The 21,836-nt window shown below is 41.7% G+C and carries 23 protein-coding genes and 1 tRNA gene; 7 read left to right on the top strand and 17 right to left on the bottom strand.

Features of this window, described 5'->3' with window-relative positions; genetic code table 11:
- Window positions 1–76: 76 nt before the first annotated feature.
- Window positions 77–904 (bottom strand): DMT family transporter, encoded by an 828-nt coding sequence (locus B2W49_RS05545; protein ID WP_291335308.1) that lies wholly within the window; start codon window positions 902–904, stop codon window positions 77–79.
- A 124-nt stretch (window positions 905–1,028) separates the two neighbouring features.
- A complete protein-coding gene (locus B2W49_RS05550) occupies window positions 1,029–1,487 on the bottom strand; it encodes a hypothetical protein (protein WP_291335310.1) in 459 nt (152 codons plus the stop codon).
- 250 nt (window positions 1,488–1,737) lie between these two features.
- Between B2W49_RS05550 and B2W49_RS05555 the strand changes: the two genes are divergently transcribed.
- A tRNA-Asn gene (locus tag B2W49_RS05555) sits at window positions 1,738–1,813 on the top strand.
- A 283-nt stretch (window positions 1,814–2,096) separates the two neighbouring features.
- Here the strand turns inward: B2W49_RS05555 and B2W49_RS05560 are convergent.
- From B2W49_RS05560 to B2W49_RS05610, 11 genes are all read right to left on the bottom strand, one after another.
- Window positions 2,097–2,750, bottom strand: coding sequence for a tRNA-(ms[2]io[6]A)-hydroxylase (locus tag B2W49_RS05560; protein ID WP_291335312.1), 654 nt, complete (start codon window positions 2,748–2,750; stop codon window positions 2,097–2,099).
- A 39-nt stretch (window positions 2,751–2,789) separates the two neighbouring features.
- Entirely contained in the window at window positions 2,790–3,515 is a 726-nt protein-coding gene (gene pdxJ, locus B2W49_RS05565; RefSeq protein WP_291335509.1) for a pyridoxine 5'-phosphate synthase, read from the bottom strand.
- Between the two features lie 11 nt (window positions 3,516–3,526).
- Window positions 3,527–4,240 (bottom strand): DNA repair protein RecO, encoded by a 714-nt coding sequence (recO, locus tag B2W49_RS05570; RefSeq protein ID WP_291335511.1) that lies wholly within the window; start codon window positions 4,238–4,240, stop codon window positions 3,527–3,529.
- 8 nt (window positions 4,241–4,248) lie between these two features.
- The gene (locus B2W49_RS05575; protein ID WP_291335314.1) at window positions 4,249–4,449 is read right to left on the bottom strand and encodes an NF038104 family lipoprotein; all 201 of its coding nucleotides are present in this window, start codon (window positions 4,447–4,449) and stop codon (window positions 4,249–4,251) included.
- Between the two features lie 22 nt (window positions 4,450–4,471).
- Window positions 4,472–5,500 carry a GTPase Era gene (era, locus tag B2W49_RS05580; RefSeq protein WP_291335316.1) on the bottom strand — a complete coding sequence of 343 codons (1,029 nt, stop codon included), beginning with the start codon at window positions 5,498–5,500 and terminating at the stop codon, window positions 4,472–4,474.
- On the bottom strand, window positions 5,497–6,198 hold the full coding sequence (rnc, locus tag B2W49_RS05585; RefSeq protein WP_291335318.1) for a ribonuclease III: 702 nt from the start codon (window positions 6,196–6,198) through the stop codon (window positions 5,497–5,499). Before rnc ends, era begins: the two co-directional genes overlap by 4 nt.
- Window positions 6,170–6,541 carry a DUF4845 domain-containing protein gene (locus tag B2W49_RS05590; RefSeq protein WP_291335320.1) on the bottom strand — a complete coding sequence of 124 codons (372 nt, stop codon included), beginning with the start codon at window positions 6,539–6,541 and terminating at the stop codon, window positions 6,170–6,172. The genes rnc and B2W49_RS05590 overlap by 29 nt, the downstream gene beginning before the upstream one ends.
- A 24-nt stretch (window positions 6,542–6,565) precedes the next feature.
- Window positions 6,566–7,393, bottom strand: a complete 828-nt coding sequence (gene lepB, locus B2W49_RS05595; RefSeq protein ID WP_291335322.1) for a signal peptidase I — start codon at window positions 7,391–7,393, stop codon at window positions 6,566–6,568.
- A gap of 21 nt (window positions 7,394–7,414) precedes the next feature.
- Window positions 7,415–9,232 (bottom strand): translation elongation factor 4, encoded by a 1,818-nt coding sequence (gene lepA, locus B2W49_RS05600; RefSeq protein WP_291335324.1) that lies wholly within the window; start codon window positions 9,230–9,232, stop codon window positions 7,415–7,417.
- A gap of 311 nt (window positions 9,233–9,543) precedes the next feature.
- Window positions 9,544–9,993 (bottom strand): acyl-CoA thioesterase, encoded by a 450-nt coding sequence (locus tag B2W49_RS05605; RefSeq protein ID WP_291335326.1) that lies wholly within the window; start codon window positions 9,991–9,993, stop codon window positions 9,544–9,546.
- A gap of 167 nt (window positions 9,994–10,160) precedes the next feature.
- Window positions 10,161–11,543 (bottom strand): Do family serine endopeptidase, encoded by a 1,383-nt coding sequence (locus B2W49_RS05610; RefSeq protein ID WP_291335328.1) that lies wholly within the window; start codon window positions 11,541–11,543, stop codon window positions 10,161–10,163.
- A gap of 333 nt (window positions 11,544–11,876) precedes the next feature.
- On the opposite strand from B2W49_RS05610, the gene nadB reads away from it, so the two are divergent.
- Window positions 11,877–13,511 (top strand): L-aspartate oxidase, encoded by a 1,635-nt coding sequence (gene nadB, locus B2W49_RS05615; protein ID WP_291335331.1) that lies wholly within the window; start codon window positions 11,877–11,879, stop codon window positions 13,509–13,511.
- A gap of 290 nt (window positions 13,512–13,801) precedes the next feature.
- On the opposite strand, the gene B2W49_RS05620 is transcribed toward nadB, so the two are convergent.
- The 4 genes from B2W49_RS05620 to pabC form a co-directional block, all read right to left on the bottom strand.
- Window positions 13,802–14,215, bottom strand: coding sequence for a PaaI family thioesterase (locus B2W49_RS05620; protein ID WP_291335332.1), 414 nt, complete (start codon window positions 14,213–14,215; stop codon window positions 13,802–13,804).
- Between the two features lie 140 nt (window positions 14,216–14,355).
- Window positions 14,356–14,952, bottom strand: a complete 597-nt coding sequence (gene tmk, locus B2W49_RS05625) for a dTMP kinase (protein WP_291335334.1) — start codon at window positions 14,950–14,952, stop codon at window positions 14,356–14,358.
- A 2-nt stretch (window positions 14,953–14,954) separates the two neighbouring features.
- Complete coding sequence (mltG, locus tag B2W49_RS05630; RefSeq protein ID WP_414630583.1) at window positions 14,955–15,968, bottom strand: endolytic transglycosylase MltG; 1,014 nt, start codon at window positions 15,966–15,968, stop codon at window positions 14,955–14,957.
- Window positions 15,969–16,017: 49 nt separating this feature from the next.
- Entirely contained in the window at window positions 16,018–16,851 is an 834-nt protein-coding gene (gene pabC, locus B2W49_RS05635) for an aminodeoxychorismate lyase (RefSeq protein WP_291335338.1), read from the bottom strand.
- A gap of 171 nt (window positions 16,852–17,022) precedes the next feature.
- On the opposite strand from pabC, the gene B2W49_RS05640 reads away from it, so the two are divergent.
- From B2W49_RS05640 to B2W49_RS05660, 5 genes are all read left to right on the top strand, one after another.
- A complete protein-coding gene (locus B2W49_RS05640) occupies window positions 17,023–18,033 on the top strand; it encodes a sulfate ABC transporter substrate-binding protein (RefSeq protein WP_291335340.1) in 1,011 nt (336 codons plus the stop codon).
- A 301-nt stretch (window positions 18,034–18,334) separates the two neighbouring features.
- Window positions 18,335–18,940, top strand: coding sequence for an RBBP9/YdeN family alpha/beta hydrolase (locus tag B2W49_RS05645; RefSeq protein ID WP_291335342.1), 606 nt, complete (start codon window positions 18,335–18,337; stop codon window positions 18,938–18,940).
- Between the two features lie 82 nt (window positions 18,941–19,022).
- Window positions 19,023–19,856, top strand: coding sequence for a sulfate ABC transporter permease subunit CysT (cysT, locus tag B2W49_RS05650; protein WP_291335344.1), 834 nt, complete (start codon window positions 19,023–19,025; stop codon window positions 19,854–19,856).
- Window positions 19,853–20,746, top strand: a complete 894-nt coding sequence (cysW, locus tag B2W49_RS05655) for a sulfate ABC transporter permease subunit CysW (RefSeq protein WP_005176653.1) — start codon at window positions 19,853–19,855, stop codon at window positions 20,744–20,746. Before cysT ends, cysW begins: the two co-directional genes overlap by 4 nt.
- An 11-nt stretch (window positions 20,747–20,757) precedes the next feature.
- Window positions 20,758–21,819, top strand: a complete 1,062-nt coding sequence (locus tag B2W49_RS05660; RefSeq protein WP_291335348.1) for a sulfate/molybdate ABC transporter ATP-binding protein — start codon at window positions 20,758–20,760, stop codon at window positions 21,817–21,819.
- Window positions 21,820–21,836: the final 17 nt, after the last annotated feature.

The following is a 21,836-nucleotide window of genomic DNA, read 5'->3' on the forward strand; positions in this document are numbered from 1 at the left end:
GAACAAAACCCACGATTGAATCGTGGGTTTTTTATATTACATGGATGAAATTCCGAGCAAATTATAGGAATACTGGTTAAACCCGCGGCTTAGTTAAAATCACCATCAAAATACCACATAACACAATCAGGGTTGCTATAACCCTCAACAGGGTTAATTGTTCACCTAGAAAAATCACACCACCTAAAATCGCCAAACACGGCACAGAAAGTTGCACAGTACTTGCGGTAATATGGTCAATTTTTTTCACAATGCTGTACCACAACACATACGCTCCAGCCGAAGCCAATGCACCCGACAACACTGCCAAAACCACACCCTGCCAAGTGATAAAACTTTCAGGTAAATGCCAAAGAAAAAATACAGCAACAAGTGGTGTCGCTAAAATGAAATTAGACAGAGTATTGGTTAAAGCATGCTGCATCGTCTTTGCAGCGATACTATAAAAACCCCATGCAATACCTGCCAGCAACATCATCAACGCATATTTGAATGTTGGTGCACTGGCTTCAGGCAATAGCAGTAAGCCCATCCCTAACACAGCACAGCCTAATCCAACCCAGCGCGCTAAAGTCATACACTCACCATGCAAAATGGCATAACTGATCATGGTGATTTGCACTGCGCCAAATAGAATTAATGCCCCTATACCTGCATCGATATGCAAATACGCCAACGAAAAACCGAGCAGATATACAGCAAGGCTTAGTGCAGATTTCCATTGGAATTGAATTGGTTGTTGAACCTGCAAAACAGCATAGAACAGTCCTAAACACACTACCCCACTGCCAACCCTGAGCAAACTAAAACTCATAGGATCTATTTGCTGCTCAGCCAATGCCAAACGACATAGCAAGGAATTTGCAGCAAATGCGAGCATGGCAATGCTTATTTTTATCCACACGGCTGAATATCCTTTTCAAGCTGTCCGTAAATCTGTACCGCAGTTGATAACACTATTTCAGTGCGAGTTATTTAGCTCGACTCAATACACATCTATTTGGCTGACCATAATGAATCATCTTAGATCAAACACTATTTTTCAATGCTGCTATCAACTCTGACTTAGACACTGTTGGTTGAGATGTCGCTTTATATTCACATAAATAGCGAAAAACAGAGTCTAATTGTACACGCAATGGTTTTTGTTCAGACACAGACCACACGTGTGAACGGTTGCTCCCCGAAAGTGCGCTGCCTGCCAGTTGGTACAAATACAAATCATGATCACGCTGTAATGGTTTTTTGGTGCCGTTGTCTGGATGATCTGAAAGCAATTGGCAGGTTGATTGAATGAGCCATTTTTCACTAAACCACAATTGCAATAAATCGCCCAAATACAAATCTTGAGGTGCTAATGGCCAGACATGAATATATGCACCTTCTACAGCTGTATAGTATTGTTCAGGCGTAGACAAGATTGAAAGATAATGTTCTTGATAATATGAAAATTGAGAAAAAATATCAGAAATGTTGAGCGTATTCATTCGCTTACTCCGATTTAGCCATTTTAGTGCTGGCAAGTTGGGTTAAATCCACACTGTTTAAGATACTACTTAAACGCTTTGTTCTGTCACTCAGACTAACAACCGATTTTATGTAACGCAAGTCTTGAGGGTGATTTTTTAATTAAAAAAAATTTTTTGTTCAAATAAAAAGCACATAAAGTCAAAATGAAAGAAACATGACAGTTTTTGCTTGACCCTTGCTTAAATCTGCTTATAATCGCATTCAGATTCTCCCATAGCTCAGTCGGTAGAGCGACGGACTGTTAATCCGCAGGTCCCTGGTTCGAGCCCAGGTGGGAGAGCCAAATTCTAAAAAGCCCAAGCTTAATGACTTGGGCTTTTTATTGCCTAAAATTTATGGATGATGTGGTCTGTAAATACCTAAGTAGCGATTCATGCCTGAATCGTTCAAAAAGATGAATTTTGCTTCCTAATATAGCAGTGCATTTTAGTAAGATTCGCAATCTCAACCCTGATCACTTCTAAGTGGCTTAGGCAACAAGCCACTATCAAAATATCTAGGCGACAAATCGGCTGATAAAAAAAACGGAACCGAAGTCCCGTTACCTATTTAAAAAGTTCCGCAGTTTAAACTGCTTTCACAGGCACACCACTATGAAAACGAAACAGATCATCTGGACTCATAATTAAGTTCTTTTCCACTTCACGTATATGCTGAATTCGCCCCTGAATATCTTCTTCTGGGTTTTTCAGTTTTGCCGTTTTTGCCACATCCAAAGCCAGCGCCAAATAATCTTCATAATGACGTGATTCTGATTTAAGCAAATAACGATAATATTTCCCTAATTCTTCATCTACCAGTGGCGCAAGCGCATAAAAACGCTCGCATGAACGCGCTTCTACAAAGGCACCAATCACCAAAACATCAATCAATGCTTCGGGTTCATAAGTGCGGATTTCTTTGCGTAAACCACCTGCATAACGCCCTGCACTTAAACCTTGCCACGTTTGTCCACGCTTTGCCATGAACTCTAGCACCTGCTCATAATGCAACATTTCTTCGCGTACCAACTGTGCCAGTTTGACCTGTAAGTCGGTAAAAAAGCTGTATCGAAACATCAGATTCATGGCCGTGCCTGCTGCTTTTTTTTCACAGTTGGCATGATCTTGCATCAAAATATCTAAATTGTTTAATGCTTCGTTCAACCATTCTTTGGGTGTTTCGCAGCCTAAAAATCCAATTACAGGCTGCATCAATTCATCGTAATTTATGCTGGACATAACGTTTCAAATTTTATCTTTCAATTTCAAATATACAGATTAACGCGCTGCATCAATCGCGGCTTTCATGCGTTTAACAGCCTGCTCCAATCCGACAAATACAGCATCACCAATTAAAGCATGACCAATATTTAACTCATGGATGTGTGGAATTGCGGCAATTGCACCTACATTATCCAAGTTCAAACCATGTCCTGCATTAATCACTAAACCACGGCTGGCTGCGTATTCTACGCCCTGAATAATACGGGTCAATTCTGCTTGCTGTGCAGCTTCATTTTCTGCATTGGCATACGCGCCTGTATGAATTTCAATGGTCGGTGCACCACACGCAACAGCCGCATCAATTTGTGCTAGGTCTGCATCAATGAAGAGTGATACATCACAACCAATAGCTGTTAACTCCTGTGTCGCGGCCTTCACTGCTGCAAAATTTCCCACTACATCCAAACCACCTTCAGTGGTCACTTCTTCACGGCGCTCAGGTACCAAACACACATGCTGTGGACGAATTTCCTTGGCAAACTCGATCATTTCTTCAGTGACTGCCATTTCCAAATTCATGCGGGTTTTGAGCAACGGACGCATACGACGCACGTCATCATCCTGAATATGGCGACGGTCTTCACGCAAATGCAAAGTAATTCCTTCTGCACCAGCCTGTTCACAAACTAATGCGGCCTTCACAGGGTCTGGATAGTTCGTGCCACGCGCTTGTCTTAAAGTTGCCACATGGTCAATATTGACACCGAGTAAAGCCATAATAGGTTCCTACATTACGCTTGGGTTTGAGAATTCTGAATCCACAATTGGCGACTTTTTAAAGGTCGATCACCCAACAGTGAACTAATCATTTGTCGATACAGCCGAGACAGTAATTGTAACTGCTCTGGATTAAAATCCCTACCTTTTTCATAGTCACACATACTCAGGATCTGTGTTCCCAGCAAATTTGCTCGTGATGCTTGTGCGGTAGGGATAAAACCATCATTCAGTTGAAAATGATAATACATGTTTGGCTGAATCGGCTCTTGGTTCGCATCGATTGAAAAATCAATGGCATAGCCTAATTCTTCCAATAAAGCATGTTCAAACTGACGTAAAATCTGTCTTAAGAATAGATTGGGATTTTCGTGACTAGATAAGTGTTGTAAATGCGCCAGAGTCTGATGATATTGCACAAAGGTTTCAGGCATTTCCACTTCGGCAGAACATAGACGCAACACAATTTCATTTAAATAAAAGCCTGAAAAAAATGCATCACCAAAGAAAAAAACGGGTTGATTAACAATTTCGAGTTTAGTGAAATTTTTAAGATCCGATTTTCCCGAAGCTTGTATGCGAATCGGTTGATATTGTGGCGGTGGCATTTGTCTTAAAACTCCATCGACCCGCCCATGTTCGCGGGTAAATAAATGCACAATATGGCTACGTTCACGGTATTTTCGATGATGGATTAAATAACCATGCAAGATTTCATTACGCATGATTGCGTTAATTAATCCTGTTCTTTAGAATGTTTTTGTTTTGATTCTTCTTCGTCATCGCTATCTGGAATGACCGCGCCGACCACAGCAGCAGTGCCTTTCACCACTCCTTTTGTAGTTTTGTAGGCGACTTTTACGGGAACTGTCACAACTTTGTGAATACAACCTTGCAAGACCAACATACATGCCACAATGGCCAACACTCTCATCATCACAGTTCCCTTTTCGTCAAACTTAGATATCACTATACCCTAAGCTTTTTAATGCACGTTCATCATCAGACCAACCACCTTTGACTTTCACCCAAAGCGTCAGCATGATTTTTTGCTCGAACATTTTTTCCATGTCAACCCGTGCATCCATACCAATTTTTTTCAGCTTCGCGCCTTTTTCACCAATCACAATGGCTTTTTGACCCGAACGGTCGACAAAAATAGTGGCATCAATATAGGTACATGGCGCTTTCATACGACCTGTTTTCTCATTTAAAACTGCATCTTCAGTTTTAAATGATTCGATTTGCACGGTTAAATCGTAAGGCAGTTCTTCACCTAGTTGACGCATGATCTTTTCACGAATAATTTCAGATGCTAAGAAACGCTCAGAACGATCTGTGATTTGATCCAGCGAATACAACGGCGGCTGGAATGGCAAATAGCGTTCAATCGTGTCACGCAAATGATCTAGGTTTGCACCCCGCAATGCTGATACAGGAACAATTTCGGCAAAGTTCATTAACTTGGCACGTTCTTGAATAATCGGCAAAGCTTGATTTTTATTTTCAAAGGTGTCGAGTTTGTTAATCACTAGAATCACTGGCATTTCTGCATTTTTCAGTTTTTCCAGCACCAGCTCATCATTTTGTGTCCATTTTTGTGCATCTACGACAAACAAAACCAAGTTCACATCGCGCAAAGCAGATGATGCAGCACGGTTCATCATTTTGTTGATGGCACGAACTTCTTTTTTATGCATCCCTGGGGTATCAACAAATACAGCCTGAGATTTTTCGCGTGAATCAATCCCCACAATTTTATGACGTGTGGTTTGCGGTTTACGTGAAGTAATGGACAGTTTTTGACCCAATAAATGGTTCATGAGCGTCGATTTACCCACATTCGGGCGACCAACAATCGCAACAAAACCACTGCGGAAATCAGATGGAATTTCAGTTCCCTGACCGCTAAAGAATTGGTTAATCATGTCATTGGCGTCGTTATTCGACTCGTGACCAGCATCTACGTGATCGGAATGGATGGTCATTCAGACTTTTGCTCCAAGAATTTTAAAATATCTGCCGCAACTGCCTGCTCGGCAAAGCGACGGCTTGAACCTTCACCCTTCATTACAGGCAAGCTATCTACTCGGCATTCCACAATGAAATGCTGATTCGGGGCATCGCCCTGAATATCTACAACCTCGTAAACTGGGAGAGGTTTTTTACGTGCTTGTAAATACTCTTGTAAGCGTGATTTAGGGTCTTTGAGTTGATCGGTTGGCTCAATATGATCTAAATAAGGGCTGTACCATTTTAACACAATCGTTTGCAGCAAATTCAAATCACCGCTATCGACATAAATGGCGCCAATAATCGCTTCTACGGTATCTGCCAGTATAGACTCACGATGATGACCGCCAGATTTCAATTCCCCCGTACTGAGAATTAAATTTTGGCTGAGCTTTAAGTCATTGGCGATTTTACCTAAGGCTTCCTGACGTACCAAGGTTGCCCGCATGCGCGTTAAACGACCTTCATTTTCATGTGGATAAGCCACATATAAATAATTGGCAACAATCATTCCCAACAACGAATCGCCTAGAAATTCCAGACGTTCATAATTGTGTTTATGACTCACCGAGCGGTGAGTCAAAGCCAGTTTAAGCAATTCAGGTTGCTTAAACTGATAACCGATTCGGTTGGCTAGACGGGTCTCATTTAGCTTGGACTGAGCTTTGATCAAAACTTTTCTCGAACTTCATTACAATATCAATATTCAATAAGAATGGTTTTCTTATCTCATATTCTTTTTTCACTTGCAGACCATCGACATTGGTTACTTGAGCAACATCTGCAAATTGAATATCGCGAATGTTGTTCATGCTTAAACGCCTATCCATCTCACTAATAAATTTTTGTGGTGTGAGGTTTTTTGGCCCGTTCAATAACTGTTCTTCAATTTGGTTATCCAACATTCGATCATCGAAATATGGCCCCCAAACTGCAACTGCTACTTTTGCCATAAATGCAAAACCAATAATTGCAATTAAAATTGCAATATAGGATGCCCCTTGTTGATGACGCATTTTTTATTTTCCTAATCTGCTGTATTAATCAATTTTGCCATTACGACTAAATGACGGCAAATTAAACCCAGGCTCTTTATGCATCCAGATATAGAATGCACGACCTGTTAGGTTTTCCTCTGGTACAAAGCCCCAAAAACGACTGTCAGCACTTTGATCGCGATTATCCCCCATCGCGAAGTAATGACCTTCTGGAACTTTGACTTCCCAATATAAACCATTTTCTGCTGAATACTTACCGTTGTCTACATAGTTCAGGAATGGTGCCTGACGCGCAACGTTTACACCTTCAAGTTCGCGCATGGTAAAGGTATGCGTGCCTAAAGTTTCCTGATGGTAAATTGCCGTAGGTGTATCTAAACTATCTTTTTCACGGCTAAACTGGATTGGGGTTTTCGTTACTTTTTCACCATTGATGCTTAGCTGACCATGATCATAAACAATATGATCACCTGGTAAACCGACAATACGCTTAATATAGCTAATGCTTGGTTGTGGCGGATAACGAAACACCGCAACCTCACCACGTTCAGGCGAACCCACATCTATAATTTTACTGTTGATAATTGGCAAACGCACACCGTATTCAAATTTGTTCACCAAAATAAAATCACCCGTTTCTAAAGTTGGCACCATAGAATCTGACGGTATATTAAATGGTTCATACAGGAATGAACGCAGCACCATCACCACTGCCAAAACAGGCCAAAAATCATACGCCCATGTGATAATGAAGTTTTCATTGCCCCTCCCTTTGGTTGCTCTTTGCTTAAATACAAATTTATCGAGCAACCACACCACAATAAAAAATAATGTGGCAGGAACGAGAATCAAATTAAAATCAAAATCCATGGGTTTATTATCCTTATAATTTTAGCGTTCGACTTTAAGTACGGCCAAGAAAGCTTCTTGCGGGATTTCAACACTTCCCACTTGCTTCATACGTTTCTTACCTTCTTTTTGCTTGGAAAGTAGTTTCTTCTTACGAGAAACGTCACCGCCATAGCACTTCGCAAGTACGTTTTTACGCATCGCTTTTACAGTTGAACGCGCAATAATTTGCGCACCAATGGCAGCCTGAATAGCTACATCAAACATTTGACGCGGTATCAAGTCTTTCATTTTTTCAACTAAGGCAATACCACGGTGACGTGCATCTTGACGGTGACAAATCATCGCCAAGGCATCGACTTTTTCACCGTTAATTAGTACATCTACTTTAACCAAAGATGAACTTTCAAAACGAACAAAGTTATAATCTAAAGATGCAAAACCACGTGAACATGACTTCAATTTGTCAAAGAAGTCCATCACGACTTCTGCCATTGGAATTTCAAAAGTAATAGACACTTGGTTGCCCAAGAATTTCATGTCTTTTTGCACACCACGACGCTCAATACACAAGGTCATGACGTTACCCAAGTATTCTTGTGGCACTAAAATATGACATTCGGCAATCGGTTCACGTAAATCTTCAACTGTTGAACCATCAGGCATTTTTGATGGGCTGTCGATATAAACCGTTTCGCCATTTTTCATTACCGCTTCATAAATTACAGTCGGTGCAGATGAAATCAGGTCTAAGTCGTACTCACGCTCTAAACGCTCTTGTACGATTTCCATGTGTAGCATACCCAAGAAACCACAACGGAAACCAAAGCCTAAAGCATCTGAACTTTCAGGTTCAAAGAACAAAGCTGAGTCGTTAATTTGTAGTTTGTGCAATGCTTCACGGAACGGTTCAAAGTCGCTAGCATCAATTGGGAATAAACCCGCATAAACCTGCGGCTTAACTTTTTTAAAGCCTGGTAAGGTTTCTACTTCTGGTGTCGTTGCAAGTGTGATGGTATCACCGACTGGTGCACCAAAAATGTCTTTAATACCGGCAATGACAAAGCCTACTTCGCCTGCTTCTAAAATACCTGTTTCGGTATGTTTTGGATTAAAAATACCCACTGAGGTAATAATGTGCGTTTGACCTGTCGATTTCATCAACATTTTATCGCCTTTACGCACACGACCATGCTTGATACGCACCAAAGACACAACGCCTAGATAGTTATCAAACCAAGAATCAATAATTAAGGCTTGCAAGGGCGCATCGCGGTCACCTTGTGGTGCAGGAATGACATTCACCAAGGTTTCTAATACATTGTCGATACCTAAACCTGTTTTAGCCGAACAGGTGGGTGCATCTTGCGCTTCGATACCAATAATTTCTTCAATTTCATGAATCACGCGCTCAGGTTCTGCCTGCGGTAAATCAATTTTATTCAGTACAGGTAAAACTTCTAAGCCTTGCTCGATTGCGGTATAGCAGTTTGCAACAGATTGCGCTTCCACCCCTTGTGCCGCATCAACCACCAATAACGCACCTTCACAAGCTGCCAAAGAACGTGAGACTTCATAGGAAAAGTCAACGTGTCCTGGGGTGTCAATGAAGTTTAATTGGTATTCCTGACCATTTGGATGGGTGTAGTACAAAGTCACCGAGGTGGCTTTAATGGTAATCCCACGCTCACGCTCAAGCTCCATAGAATCCAACACCTGAGCTTGCATCTCACGATCTTGTAAACCACCACAGGTTTGAATGAAACGATCTGCTAGAGTCGATTTACCATGGTCAATATGGGCAATGATCGAAAAGTTACGGATGTTTTTAATATCAACAGTTTTTTTAGCTTGCGCCATGGGTTACCTTGAAAAATAACACGCTCTGCACCTCAAAATTCATGCAGAGCAAAAGCCGAATAGAAATTGCGATGGATTATAGCAGATGGATTTTTCAATGTATCCATAATAATGACTTCCTTTTGCAGCCGCTCGTGTTTTTCTTTTTATTCGAGAGTTTCAGTTTTTTATACAGAAATGTATGTCGTAATTAAAGTGAGCACTAAAAGCCACATCATATTGTTTAAAACAGCAAACACCTGATTGACAACATCTACAGCATCAACAAGCAGCAACTTTTAATGACGCTGTATTGGGTGCTTCAACTCATCTTAAGAATCATACTCACTAAAATCCAACGGATTCACATCAGCAGCAAGGGGTTGATAGGCTTGCGTAAATGTCGGTGACATTCGTTTAGGACGACCTGTCTTAATTTCCACGCAGGCCCATTGTGTATTGCCCATAAACAGCAGGCTTTTATCTTGAGGGCGATAAAATGCATATTGACGAAAAGAATATAAAGCATTCAAATCGCTTAACCATGTACGCAAAATCAGCTCCTCACCTTCGAGTGCCGCTTTACGGTATTGCACATGATGCTCCACCGCCACCATCGCATGTTTCAGTTTTAAGTATTCCTCAACACCTAAACCTAATGTTTCAATATGTGCCGATGCAACATCCTGCATCCACTGTACATACACCACATTATTGACATGCCCTAAAATATCAATATGTTCTGGCTGAACGGTGATTTTTAAATCAAATATGCTGCTCATGTCATCCTTTTAACTAAAACGGCCATGTCGGTCTAGTCTAACAAAAATACCGATTTACATAAAAAAGTCGCCCCAATTTAAGAGCGACTTTCTTAAAATAAGTGACTATCTAAAGTTTAGCAATATTCTAAATTTTAGATAGATTCACTATTATATGCTGCATCAACTTATTGAATACGCATACCAATAATCGCACGTTGTCCTTGACGGATAATCACCACACGCGCAATTGTACCTTGTTTCAAGGTAGATACTGTTTCAACAAATTGGTTGGCATTTTGGATGGTGGTGTTATTCAGTTGCACAATCACATCGCCTGGCATAATACGTGCCTGAGCAGCCGAACCACCACGACGCACTTCCTGAATCAATACACCGCCTTTAATATCTAATTGGCGTTGTTCTGCCACGCTTAAATCGCGAATCGACACCCCTAAAACAGGGCCTTTGGCTGCTGTGTCAGGGTTGTTTTTGGCAGGTGTGTCATCAGGAGCTGTGCTCACTGTAGCGGTAATATTACGGCGTTTATCATCACGTAATACTTCAAGCTGAATACTTTGATTTGGCACTGAGCGGTTTAAATAGTTCAACAATTCAGACGTTCTGGAAATAGGTGTGCCGTTGTATTTAAGAATCACATCCCCTGCACGTAAACCTGCACGTGCAGCAGGTGAGTTTGGTGCAACTTGAGTAATTAAAGAGCCTTCAGGTTTACTGAGTTTATAAGATTCTGCCAAATTGCGGTCAATATCTTGCAAACTTACCCCTAAATAAGAGCGAGTCACTTTACCATTACGCTTTAATTGATCGGCAACATCCATTGCTACATCAATTGGAATAGAGAATGACAAGCCCATATAGCCACCCGTACCACTAAAAATACGGGAGTTCACGCCCACAACTTCACCACGCTGATTGAACAATGGCCCACCTGAGTTACCTGGGTTTAAAGCTACATCGGTCTGAATAAAGGGTACTGAGGTTTCACCCATCATATTCCGCATTTTGGCACTGACAATCCCTGCCGATGCAGAATAGTCAAATCCAAATGGAGACCCAATTGCAAGTACAGGCTCACCCACACGCAATTGATCGACATTGCCTGTACGCAACTCTGGGAAACTCGCACCTTGCACTTTTAATAAAGCGACATCGGTACGTTCATCACTACCCACAACAGTTGCATCTAACTCACGGCGGTCATTCAGTACAATTGTGACTTTTGAAGCATCTTCAACCACGTGGTGGTTCGTTAAAAGGTATCCATCTTTACTAATAAAAAAGGCACTGCCATAACCTGTTTTTTCTTGTGGCAATTGTTGTTGTGGAATAATCACTTGATTGCCAAAAAAACGGCGTAAAATTTCTGGAACTTGTTGTTGTAAGAGTTCTTCCTGACTCATTTTTTTGACAACATTGACACTCACGACAGCAGGACTCACCTGCTCAACCAAATTAGAAAAGTCTACTGGTGGTGCTGCTTGAGTCTGCACAGTTGCCATAGTAAAAACAGCCGCATATAAACCTTTTTTAAAGTTGCGATTTTTCATAAATAGCATTCACTCAATAATAATTATGACTTTGGACTCACCTTATTTAGCACAAAATAATAGACTTTTGCGTAATAAAATGTTGAATCTTTTTCAATTACAGTTTGGCAGGCACTGTGAGAGGATAACTGAGATCGCATCAGGTATTTACCTCATCAAAAAATTGCGCACCAAAGTGTTATAAATGAAATGCGTTGAATCAAATCCAAATAAAAGCGGGATATTCCATAAAAGTTGCTGGTTTATTCTTTTTTTTCATTATTCAAATCCACTTCGCACTTGCCTTTTTCTGCAAAAAGGGGTGTCATTATCCAACTTTTTTCAAATTAGCTGATGGACATGTCTAATTTAAACACAACACATCAATTTGATGTGATTATTGTGGGAAGTGGTGGTGCAGGTTTGAGTTTAGCGCTCTCATTACCCCAGCATTTCAAAATCGCCGTTTTGGCAAAATCTACCCTCACTGAAGCCAGCACCTTTTATGCGCAAGGTGGTGTTGCTGCAGTCCTTGATGAAACCGACTCGATCGAACAACATATAGATGACACCATGATTGCAGGTGCGCATTTATGTGAAATAAGTGCCGTCAAACAAACGGTGGAAGGCGGCAAACCTTCGGTAGATTTTCTGCTCAAACATGGCGTGCAGTTTACCTTAGACGAACAAGAGCAATTGCATTTAACCCGTGAAGGCGGCCATTCTCAGCGCCGTATTATTCACGCTGCCGATGCTACAGGCCGTGCAATTTCCACGACTTTGGTGCAACGTGCTCAAGAACAGCAAAACATCACTATATTTGAAAACTATATCGCCATTGACCTGATTACCTCACAAAAGCTTGGTTTAAACGAAGCTAATCGTTCATTAGGCTTATATGCACTAGATGAAAGTACTCAAAAAGTACATACCTTCCTTGCTCCATTTACCGCTCTTGCCTGCGGCGGTGCAATGAAAGCCTACCTTTACACTTCAAACCCAGACATTGCGACGGGCGATGGTATGGCCATGGCTTTCCGTGCGGGTTGCCGTGTAGCCAATATGGAATTTAACCAATTCCATCCAACCTGTTTGTATCATCCTCAGGCGCGTTCTTTTTTAATTACTGAAGCCATGCGTGGTGAAGGTGCATATTTACGTTTACCTGATGGCGAACGATTTATGCTGCGTTTTGATGAACGAGCAGAACTCGCTCCGCGTGATATTGTGGCACGTGCAATTGACTATGAAATCAAGCGTTTGGGTATTCGTCATGTATGGCTAGATATTACCCACAAGCCTGCAGAATTTGTCAAGGAACACTTCCCTACACTGTATGCACGTTTGCTGGAATTGGGCATTGATATCACCACCGATATGATTCCTGTTGTACCTGCTGCCCACTACACGTGTGGTGGTGTGATGGTGGATGAACATAGCCAAACCGATATTTCTGGTTTATACGCGATTGGTGAAACGTCTTATACAGGTTTGCATGGCGCTAACCGCATGGCAAGTAACTCTCTTTTAGAATGTTTTGTATATGGAATGGCAGCGGCCAAACATATTGAAGCACATCACACTACAGATTATTGCTCACCTGAAGTTCCTGCTTGGGATGATTCTCAAGTCACGAACCCTGATGAAGATGTGGTGATTTTACAAAACTGGGATGAGCTACGTGCAACCATGTGGAACTATGTCGGCATTGTACGCACCACCAAGCGTTTAGAGCGTGCCTTGCACCGTATTGAAATGTTAAAACGTGAAATCACCGAGTATTATCAGGACTATCAAGTCAGTAAAAACTTGATTGAGCTGCGTAATTTGGTTCTGGTTTCTGAAATGATTGTGCGCTGTGCCATGCAACGGAAAGAATCACGTGGTTTACACTTCACGCTCGATTATCCTGAGCTTGCGCCTGAATTGCGTAAAACTGTGCTCATTCCACCAAATTTCCAAGTGGAAACTCCATTGGTGAATGAATAAGGTAGGTTAAATAACGGTGATTGAAAGTTTCATATTTTCATTCATCGTTATTAATTTCATTTTACTTATTTTTTTGCCCCTCATTTCTACAAAAGTTTTACGAACATTCCCCTGCTCTTTTATAAAATACTATCTCTTTAATCGTTTTGCACTGTGAAAAAACTGGCTCTCTTAGGCTATTTTTCTATTCAATTGCATGCATGAAAACGATCAATGACCGCAAGGATTAAAGATCAACCACATTTACTTAGACTATTTAACCATTAACTTTAAGCCAAATGCTGATCTTATTATTTTCCTACTTGTGGAATCGAGTAGGTCCCTGTTACATGCGCCACGGCATCATCTACACCTTCGGAATATACCCAAACCTCACCGACGACGAGGTTTTTCCCTACTTTCATTAAGCGACATTCACCACGTAAATTGCGTCCTGCTGCAGGTTTGCGTAAAAAATTGATGTTTAAGTTACTGGTCACTGCCAAAGCCACCAAACCCAATTCACCTAAAATGGCGATATATAGTGCATAGTCTGCAACGGTCATCATAGTCGGCCCCGATACCGTACCACCTGGACGTAAATCACGTTCATCAATGTGATAATTTACCAATACCCCACGTGGCGTGATGGACACAATTTCACATTTTTCCAAACTTTGCGGAAACTCTACTTTTAAAAATTCAATAATTTCGTCTTTGGTCATATTTAATATTCGCTATTGTTAAATAAAAAATCTTAAAACGTTTCCACTATAGAAGATTTTTCCATTCAATCAAATGTCTAACTACAACCCAATGGCTTGTTATGCCTTTTTGTATATGCCTTTGCGTTTTATGCCTTCGCTTACAAATAGTGCATCGCTTGTGCAAATACTTGATCTGGACTTTGTGTTGCATCTAAGCGCTTCACTCGCTCAGGATGTCGCTGCCACAAAGTTTGATAGCCACCTTTAACTTTCTCAAAGAAAGTTGCTTTCTCTTGCTCAAAACGATCAAGCGCTCCACGCGCACGTGCACGGGTCATACCCAGTTCAATCGGTGCATCGAGCCAAAAAGTTAAGTCAGGCATACGTGCGACAAAGTTATTATTTAAAGTCAGCAACTTGCTTTCACTTAAACCACGTCCAGCACATTGATAAGCAAAACTGGCATCGCTAAAACGGTCACATAGCACGGTTTTTCCTGCAGCCAGTGCAGGTAAAATCACCTGATCTAAATGCTGAGCGCGCGCTGCATACATCAACAATAACTCAGTGTCTGAACACATTTTTTCCTCATGGTTTACGCTAAGCAACAAAGCACGAATTTGCTCTGCCATAGGGGTTCCACCTGGCTCACGAGTTAAAACCACCAACTGACCTTGTGCAGTAAAATAAGCGTGAATGCGGCGGATGAGTGTCGTTTTGCCTACCCCTTCGGTGCCCTCAAAACTGATAAACATGCTTATTCCCCTGATTTTTTCATGCGTAGTACGTTTAAATATTCCTGCACGGCACGGTTATGATCTTGCAAATTGGTGCTAAATTTATGCCCACCGTTACCTGTCGCCACAAAATAAATGTTGTCAGATTGGTCTGGATGCATAGCCGCTTGAATGGCTTTTTGACCCGGCAAAGCAATTGGCGTTGGGGGTAGGCCACTCATGGTATAAGTATTATATGGTGTTGGTGTGCGTAAATCCTGACGGGTGATATTGCCCTGATATTTATCGCCCATTCCATAAATAACAGTTGGATCGGTTTGTAAACGCATGCCCAGTTTTAAACGGCGTACAAATACCCCAGACACTTGCTGCAACTCAGCATCGACATTGGTTTCTTTTTCAATAATTGAGGCCATAATCAAGGCTTCATATTTATTTTTATAAGGTAAATCTGCTGCTCGATTATTCCAAGCATCATCTAATGCTTTCATTTGACGCTGATATAAATCGGTTAAAATTTTACGATCAGTTTCACCTTTGGCAAAGAAATAAGTATTCGGTGCAAACAAACCTTCGGGATGTGCAAAAGGAATATTTAAAGCTTTTAGCATTTGATCATACGGCAAATGCGACACTTCTTTGGTGACTAGCTCATCTTTCTTTAACGCATCAATCAATTGTTTAAAAGTCGTACCTTCGATCACCAAAATTCGGTTCATTTGTGCATTTTCAGCATTAGCGATCATTTCCATAACCTGTCGTACACTCATCCCCTGACGCACTTCATATACACCTTTCTTCATGCTGTCATGGATCATCACCCGTTGGTACAACTTTAAAACAATTGGAAAGTTCACATGATCATCTTCAGCCAAACGATCAATAAAGCGTGAATACGTGTCGCCTTCATTAATCGCCAATAATTGTTTTTGACCTTCAACAGGATAATCTCTAAACAGACTTGACCATAAAATCACGCCAAGCACCAGTAATAGCCCCAGTATAAAAATGATGCCACCTTTCAAGGCACGCATAGACTGTACTGTATTAATTTTCTTTTTAGATTTTGATGGGCGTTTAGGTTTAGACATAAGAATGTATCTGATTCAGTTGAAGTTGCTTAAATAATTGAATACACGGTTGCACATCCAAAAGCTGTGACTGTAAATGGCTGGCAATTTTCATTGGACTAAGCGCATTGCAAAAAAATAAACTTTGAATGTCCGCAATTTCTGCAGCATCTATATCACGTTGTTCACACGCAATATTGTGCTGTTGCATCCGCGACAAAATTTCTGCCCGCATCACGCCGTGCACGCCATTATAACCAAGTTGCGGGGTAATCCATGTATTGTTTATAAGAATGAAACAATTACTACTCACTCCTTCAACCACACGCCCCTGCACATCGGTCACCAAAGCCTCAAGCCACCCCGCTTGATCTGCCTCTTGCTTTAATAAAACCTGTTCGAGACGGTTCAAACTTTTCACACCAACCAACTGCGGCATCGTCAAGCCAATGGTCTGTTCTAAGACACCGCTTTGAATGATTTCGTAGTGGTATTCTGCCCCCAAAGTTTCTTGCGCTTGAGGATAAAAGAATACCCATACATCGGCAGGATGTTCAGGCAAGCTATAGCCACGTTGCCCCTCACCACGACTCAGCACAAGCTTTAATGTACCATTCAACTTGCCATGTTTTTGTTTTAAATCGGCCAGTGTTTTATTAATAAATTCAAGATTTGCCGTTAAATGCATATTTTGTTTTGCATGCTCTAAACGCGCTAAATGGCGATGCCACAACTCAACTTGATTGTTGCGAATACGCGCAGTGCTAAAGCATCCATCACCATAATGAAAAGCACGATCTAACACCTGAATCTGCTCGGTAGGCTTGGCATTTTTATAACACTGCATAGAAGAAGTACTCGTTATTTATCTCTAAGTATAGAAATCAAAGAAGAAATTTATATTTATCATTTACTGATATTCACCGCATTTTAAATTATTTTTTAAGAAAATGAACTGACTATATGCTTGCCTCATTCAACTCAGCACACAACAAAGCATAAACCAATGAGGTCAATTATGAGCTTTTCAAAATTTAAAATTGGGGTACTGGCTGCCATACTTTCTAGCACAGCACTGGGTGTATCTGCAAAAGACTTTCTCAATGTTTCTTATGACCCTACCCGTGAATTATACGAAGATGTCAATCAACACTTTGGCAACTACTGGAAAAAACGCACTGGACAAACTATTAATTTCAAGCAATCACACGGTGGCTCGGGTAAACAGGCACGTGCGGTTATTGATGGCTTAAATGCCGATGTAGTGACCCTTGCTTTAGCCGCGGATATAGATGTTATTGCAGAAAAAGCCAAACTATTACCTGCTGACTGGCAAAAAAAGTTACCGAATAACTCAACCCCATACACATCAACCATCGTATTCTTAGTCCGCCAAGGTAACCCTAAAAATATTAAGGATTGGGGCGATTTAGTTAAACCGAATGTTGCAATCATCACACCAAATCCTAAAACCTCAGGGGGCGCACGCTGGAATTACTTAGCAGCATGGGCATGGGCTAAACATCAACCTGCTGGCAATGATGCCAAAGCCCAAGAATTTGTTCGTCAAATTTATAAACAAACCAAAGTATTGGATTCAGGTGCCCGTGGTGCAACCACCACTTTTGCAGAACGTGGCATTGGTGATGTTTTGTTGGCTTGGGAAAATGAAGCCTATTTAGCCGTGCGTGAACAACCAGGTAAATTTGAAATCATCACCCCTTCCTTATCCATCTTGGCTGAACCCCCAGTGGCGATTGTAGAGAAAAATGTGCTAAAAGATGGTAATCAACACTTAGCCAAAGCCTATTTAAACTATCTCTATTCGCCTGCGGGTCAAAATATTGCTGCAAAGCATTATTACCGACCACGTAATGCTAAGGTGTTGGCACAATATAAGTCGCAATTTAAACCATTAAAACTCGTGACCATTGACCAAGAGTTTGGTGGATGGAGCAAAGTTCAGCAAAAACACTTTGAAAATGGTGGTATTTTCGATCAGATTGTCAAAGCCAATCAAACCAAGTAATGCTGAAAGGCAAATCATACTGAAAGGATAGTGAAAAACACCCACATTGGAAAATGCGGGTGTTTTCATACAGCCTTATATCTTTTTCATTCATATAAAATTCATTTTTAATTATTTTTTTTGCATAAAAACTCTAGTTATCCTTGTTGCAGATTATTTAAAGCATGAATTTTACAGCATTATCTTACTGAATTTTGAATCCAGGCGGTCACATCCAATACTGGAACATGATGGATTCAATTGAAATTTAAGCGTTATTCAGATCATCATTTCAGGCTGAAATATGCGAAGGAGCATCGACATGATTCATACCGTAATTGTTCCAGGTGTAGGTGGCAGTGAATATGCGCACTGGCAATCTTGGTTACAACGACAACTCATGTCTTGCTCGCGTGTACAACAGTCAGACTGGAATAGCCCAATTTTACAAAACTGGGTTACTGAATTTGTCAAAACAGTTGCCCCGATTCAGGACTATATTCAAATTGTGGCGCACAGTTTTGGTTGTCTAACCACGGTGGCAGCATTGGTACAGCACCCTGAGCTACAGACGAAAATTAAAAATGTGGTTTTGGTTGCACCTGCTAACCCTGCCCGTTTTGGTGAGTCTGGTTTTGCAGAACACAGCCAAAGCAATTATTCGGCTTACTTTCAGCAACTTAAATTGGCTGTACCGACACACTTATTGATTAGTGAAAATGACCCGTGGCTCAGTTTTGCAGATGCACAGGCACTTGCCCAAGCATGGCAATTAACACCTATTAATTTAGGACAAGTGGGTCATATTAATGTTGCATCAGGCTTTGGGGCATTTCCTGAAATTTATGATTATTTGATTGCAGAAAATATGCAACAACATATCAATATTTCTGATAAAAGCAAGTATTTATTCAAATTTGCAATTTGATCTTCGCAACTTATGCTTGTGCCGAATTTATTTTTACTTATCTGTTTGTTTTTAAACACTCATTCTCTTTTGAGGAGTCATCATGTCGCAGCGATCCAAAGTGCTGCCAGGATTTGGTCTTTCTCTAGGCTTTACCCTAGCGTATTTATCCTTAATTGTTCTTATTCCCTTATCGGCTGTATTTATTAAATCGTTAGGTATCGGTTGGGATGGTTTATGGGAAATTTTAAGTTCAGAACGTATCCAAAAATCTTTGCAACTCAGTTTTAGCGCTGCACTCATTGCAGCCTTTATTAATGTCGTATTCGGCTTATTATTGGCATGGTGTTTGGTCAGATACAGCTTTCCGGGCAAACGTATTATAGATGCGTTGGTCGACTTACCTTTCGCCTTACCTACCGCAGTTGCAGGTATTGCCCTGACTTCTTTATATGCACCAACAGGCTGGATTGGACAATATTTAGAACCACTGGGCATTAAAGTCGCCTATACCCCGATCGGGATTACCCTGGCCCTGATCTTCATTGGTATTCCATTTGTGGTGCGTACCGTACAACCGGTACTCAGCGATTTGGAAACCGAGCTGGAAGAAGCGGCATCTGCTCTGGGCGCAAACCGTCTGCAGATTGTTACCAAAGTCATTTTCCCGATTTTACTGCCAGCATTAATTACTGGTTTTGCCCTGGCCTTTGCCCGTGGCGTGGGTGAATATGGTTCGGTAATCTTCATTGCCGGGAACCAGCCTTTTGAAACTGAAATTGCCCCGCTGATGATTATCTCCCGTTTAGAAGAATATGATTATGCCGGTGCAACCACTATTGCGGTGGTGATGCTGCTGATTTCATTCGTGATGCTGTTCCTGATTAACTTGTTACAAGCATGGGCCAGCCGTCGTACAGGGAGAACAGCCCGATGAGTTTAAATACCAACAGCAATGCTTTGGCCGACAAGCTGCAATCGCGTGATGCCACCCGTGAACCGACCTGGGTTCGCTACACCTTACTGACCATTGCCCTGATTTTCTTCCTGAGCTGCCTGATTCTGCCGTTAATTCTGGTATTCGTTGAAGCCTTTAAACAAGGTGTGGGCGTGTATACCCAGGCGCTTGTACATCCAGATACCTTATCTGCAGTCAAACTGACCTTACTCACTGCGGCCATTGCCGTTCCACTCAATGTGGTGTTTGGTGTAGCCGCAGCCTGGTCGGTAGCCAAGTTTAACTTCCCGGGTAAATCAATTCTGACCACCATCATTGATTTACCATTCTCGGTTTCTCCGGTCATTGCCGGGATGATGCTGGTACTGATTTTTGGTACCCAGGGCTGGATGGGCAACTGGTTAATGGACAACGACATCAAGATTTTGTATGCCGTGCCAGCGATTGTCATTGCCACCATCTTTATTACCGTACCGTTTGTGGCGCGTGAACTGATTCCGCTCATGGAAGCGCAAGGCACCGAAGAAGAAGAAGCTGCCATTGTACTGGGTGCCTCTGGCTGGCAAACTTTCTGGAAAGTCACCTTGCCGAATATTAAATGGGGCCTGATTTACGGTGTCATTCTGTGTAATGCCCGGGCGATGGGTGAGTTTGGGGCGGTCTCAGTCGTGTCTGGCCACATTCGCGGTGAAACCAATACCTTGCCCTTACACGTTGAGATTCTCTATAACGAATATACCTTCAGTGCTGCGTTTGCGGTGTCGTCCCTGCTGGCCCTACTGGCAATTGTGACCTTGATCCTGAAAACCTGGGTCGAAATCCGTCAGGAAAAGCAGGACAAACGTAATGAAGATTCAACAGTTTCTTAAGGAATGACCTCATGAGTATTCAAGTTAAAAATATTGAAAAACACTTTGGTGCATTCCATGCACTGAACAACATCTCCCTCGATTTTCCAGACGGCCAGCTGGTGGCCCTCCTAGGTCCATCGGGCTGTGGTAAAACCACCCTGCTGCGGATTATTGCCGGTTTGGAATCTGCCGATGGCGGTCAGGTGATTCTGGAAGGTCAGGACGCAACCGATGTGCATGTGCGAGAACGTCAAGTCGGTTTCGTTTTCCAACACTATGCCCTATTCCGCCACATGACCGTATTTGACAATATCGCATTTGGTTTACGGGTACGTCCACGTGCAACCCGACCTTCAGAAGCCGAGATTAAAAAACGCGTTATGCGTTTACTTGACTTAGTACAGTTAGGCTTTTTAGCAGACCGTTATCCTGCGCAGTTATCGGGTGGACAACGTCAACGTATTGCTTTGGCACGTGCCTTAGCGGTTGAACCACGCGTATTGTTATTGGATGAACCTTTTGGTGCGCTCGATGCCAAAGTACGTAAAGAATTACGTCGTTGGTTAAGAACTTTGCATGATGAATTACACATCACTTCAATTTTTGTGACCCACGATCAGGAAGAAGCGCTCGAAGTTGCCGATCAAATTATTGTGATGAACAAAGGTAATGTCGAACAAATTGGTTCACCACGTGAAGTGTATGAACAGCCTGCCACTCCATTTGTATTTGACTTCTTAGGTCAAGCCAACCGTTTTGAAGGACAACATCATCAAGGAATTGTGCAAATTGGTGAAGATCGTGTACAACTTCTTAATCAACCCAACGCGCCACAAGGCAAAGTCATTGCATTTGCGCGTCCAGATGAGTTGCATATTCATGCCCAACCACAGGAAAATACCATTCAAGCGACCTTCTTACGTGAGGTTTGGATTGCTGGTAAAGTAGTTGCAGAATTGCAAGATCGCCAAGGGAATTTAATTGAAATTGCACTCACTGCAGATGAAGCGAAACTGCACCAATTCCGCCCAAATCAAACGGTTTGGTTAAGTGTAACCACTTTACATTTATTTGAAAATCAAGTCGCATAAGGACATCAAGATGGAGC

It is taken from the genome of Acinetobacter sp. UBA801, assembly GCA_002296655.1.
Lineage (GTDB): Bacteria > Pseudomonadota > Gammaproteobacteria > Pseudomonadales > Moraxellaceae > Acinetobacter.